Genomic DNA, 2,553 nt, shown 5'->3' on the forward strand with positions numbered 1-2,553 from the left:
TCAAAGCCTTCGATTCTTTGTCTGTCGGTAGGCAGCCTACGCACGAAGATGACGGGCTTTTTTTAACTACTTGATATTCCCTCTTTACCTGGCTCCCTTAAGTTGACACGCGTAGTCAGGGATCCAGTGCACACGGGCGCGGCCCACGAAGGTGCGCCTGGACTTCCCTTGCGTGGAATCACGAAGTTTAAAATGAATTTACTGTGCTTGTGGCTAATGATATGGCTTTATGTTGACTCCATTTCGTTATACTATTACCCGTTGCTATCTTCTGCCACGCTTCCAGCAAACGACTGCGTTTAAAAGAATGATAGAGAAAAAGAATGACAGCATTGTACCAAAACCGCCAAATTCGCGAATTAGAGCGCTTGGCAGTTAAATCGGGCATTATTAGTGAATATGAATTAATGTGTCGCGCCGGAGAGGCTGCTTTTAAAGCGCTCCTAGCGCGATGGCCTGAGGTTCAAGAAATTACCGTATCTTGTGGGAAGGGGAATAACGGGGGCGACGGGTTAGTGCTTGCGCGCTTGGCTTATGAAAACGGATTGAAAGTAACCGTTTATTTGGCCGGGCAACGCCACCAACTAAAAGGTGCGGCTGCTCAAGCCGCTAACGCCTGCGAAGCTGTTAATCTGGCTATTTTACCTTTTCCAGAGCCACTTCTTTTTAAAGGAGAAGTGATCGTGGACGCGCTTTTAGGCAGTGGACTTTCCGGAGAAGTGAAAGCGCCCTACGATCGTTTCATTGCCGCCATTAATCGGGCTGAACAATACGTATTAGCCCTCGATGTGCCTTCGGGCATTAACGTTGATTCTGGAGAAATCCAGGGGGTAGCTGTAAAAGCCGATTTAACTGTTACCTTTATCGCCCCCAAAAGAGGTTTGTATACTGATAAAGGGCCTGCTTACTGTGGCGAGTTGATTGCGGATCGCTTAGGGCTTTCGGAGTCCTTTTTTCGCTCCGTCTCTGCCGATGCTCATTTATTGGAATGGAAAGGAGTGTTTCCTTTGCTACTTAAGCGAGCGCGTGATGCCCATAAAGGCAGCTATGGGCACGTTTTGGTGATCGGTGGTGATTATGGAATGGGTGGAGCCGTACGAATGGCTGCGGAAGCCGCTGCGCGTGTCGGCGCTGGGCTCGTAACCGTCGCCACGCGTCCGGAACATGTCCCTATCGTTAGTGGGCCTCGGCCCGAATTAATGTGCCACCAAGTGGCTACTGCGGATGATCTAAAGCCGCTCCTTGCCGCGGCGACCGTTGTGGTGATTGGATCTGGCTTAGGAAGGTCTGATTGGGCAGAATCCTTATTAAACAAAGCATTAAAAACTGATCTTCCTAAAGTACTTGATGCTGATAGTTTAAACCTACTTGCGGAATCACCATCTCAACGAGAGGATTGGATATTAACGCCTCATCCTGGCGAAGCTTCCCGATTGCTGGGGGTTTCGTGTAATGAAATTCAACGCGATCGTTTCCAAGCAGTCCACGCTTTGCAAGAAAAATACCATGGTGTCCTTGTGCTTAAAGGGGCTGGGACACTTATTAAAGACGAAGGCCACACTTATTATGTTTGTCCAGCTGGTAATCCTGGCATGGCGACAGGGGGAATGGGCGATATTTTAAGCGGTATCATCGGCGGCCTGGTCGCTCAAAAATTGAGCCTAATATCAGCCGCTCAAGCGGGCGTTTTTATTCACTCCATGGCGGCTGATCGCGCAGCAGAGGATGGGGGAGAGCGGGGATTATTGGCCACCGATTTATTTCCTCATTTACGGGTTTTAGTGAATTCTTAACTAGGAAATTTTAATTGCTTATTCAAAAAAATATCCCTACCGAAAAAATCATGCTCGCTTTGGGTCAACGATTAGCACATTATTGCCAAGCAGGCGAGGTTATTTATTTGATGGGAGAACTGGGGGCTGGGAAAACTACCTTTGTGCGCGGACTCCTGCGAGGCTTTGGTTATAAAGGATTTGTCAAAAGTCCAAGCTATACTTTAATTGAAGTTTACTCGTTAGAAACGTTAGAAGTCGTGCACGTTGACTTATATCGGCTCTCTGAAGCAGACGAATACTGGGATATAGGATTAACCGATTATTTAAAAAAAGATTCCATTTTATTGATTGAATGGCCTGAAAAAGCAGAGAAATTGCTCCTGCCCCCTAGTGTATGTATCCATTTTGATATTCAATTAAATAATCGTCTTGTTAGCATCACCTCCGATTCCCCCGCAGTTAAAAATAGCACCATTTAAAATGCAACAAGTAACCTAATGAAAAGTGCCCCTCCTTAAAGAGGGCGTTATAATGCGCCAACATAGAGTTTCTATTTTTAAAAAAAGGAGCAGGGCCATGAAAGATATTAAAATACTTGGTGTTGGTATTTATTGCAAAAGGGGTTTTTCAACTGTGTGGGATTGATGAGTGGGGTAAGGTGATCCACACGAGAGGGGTTAGGCGCTCAATATGTGTCCACTGTGGCAAGGCCTTAAGGTGGCTTGTGTGGTTGATAGAAGCGTGTGGAGGCGCGAACCATTGGTATCGGGTTCATGGG

Annotated in this window: 3 protein-coding genes and 1 pseudogene; 3 read left to right on the plus strand and 1 reads right to left on the minus strand. The window is 46.7% G+C overall.

Features of this window, described 5'->3' with window-relative positions:
• Nucleotides 1-187: 187 nt before the first annotated feature.
• Complete coding sequence (locus tag OWO34_RS04840) at nucleotides 188-289, minus strand: hypothetical protein (RefSeq protein WP_267256738.1); 102 nt, start codon at nucleotides 287-289, stop codon at nucleotides 188-190.
• A gap of 34 nt (nucleotides 290-323) precedes the next feature.
• On the opposite strand from OWO34_RS04840, the gene OWO34_RS04845 reads away from it, so the two are divergent.
• The 3 genes and pseudogenes from OWO34_RS04845 to OWO34_RS04855 form a co-directional block, all read left to right on the plus strand.
• A complete protein-coding gene (locus OWO34_RS04845) occupies nucleotides 324-1,793 on the plus strand; it encodes an NAD(P)H-hydrate dehydratase (RefSeq protein ID WP_267256739.1) in 1,470 nt (489 codons plus the stop codon).
• Nucleotides 1,794-1,807: 14 nt separating this feature from the next.
• Nucleotides 1,808-2,254: a tRNA (adenosine(37)-N6)-threonylcarbamoyltransferase complex ATPase subunit type 1 TsaE gene (gene tsaE / locus OWO34_RS04850; RefSeq protein WP_267256740.1), complete on the plus strand. Its 447-nt coding sequence runs from the start codon at nucleotides 1,808-1,810 to the stop codon at nucleotides 2,252-2,254.
• Between the two features lie 97 nt (nucleotides 2,255-2,351).
• Nucleotides 2,352-2,553 (plus strand): annotated as a pseudogene (locus OWO34_RS04855) (IS110 family transposase); the annotation flags it as partial.

The sequence above is a fragment of the Coxiella endosymbiont of Ornithodoros maritimus genome, assembly GCF_907164965.1.
In the GTDB taxonomy this organism is placed as follows: domain Bacteria; phylum Pseudomonadota; class Gammaproteobacteria; order Coxiellales; family Coxiellaceae; genus Coxiella.

Excerpts from the sequence above, each read along its gene's own strand:
- OWO34_RS04845 (WP_267256739.1), top strand. The coding sequence starts at position 324 with ATGACAGCATTGTACCAAAACCGCCAAATTCGCGAATTAGAGCGCTTG.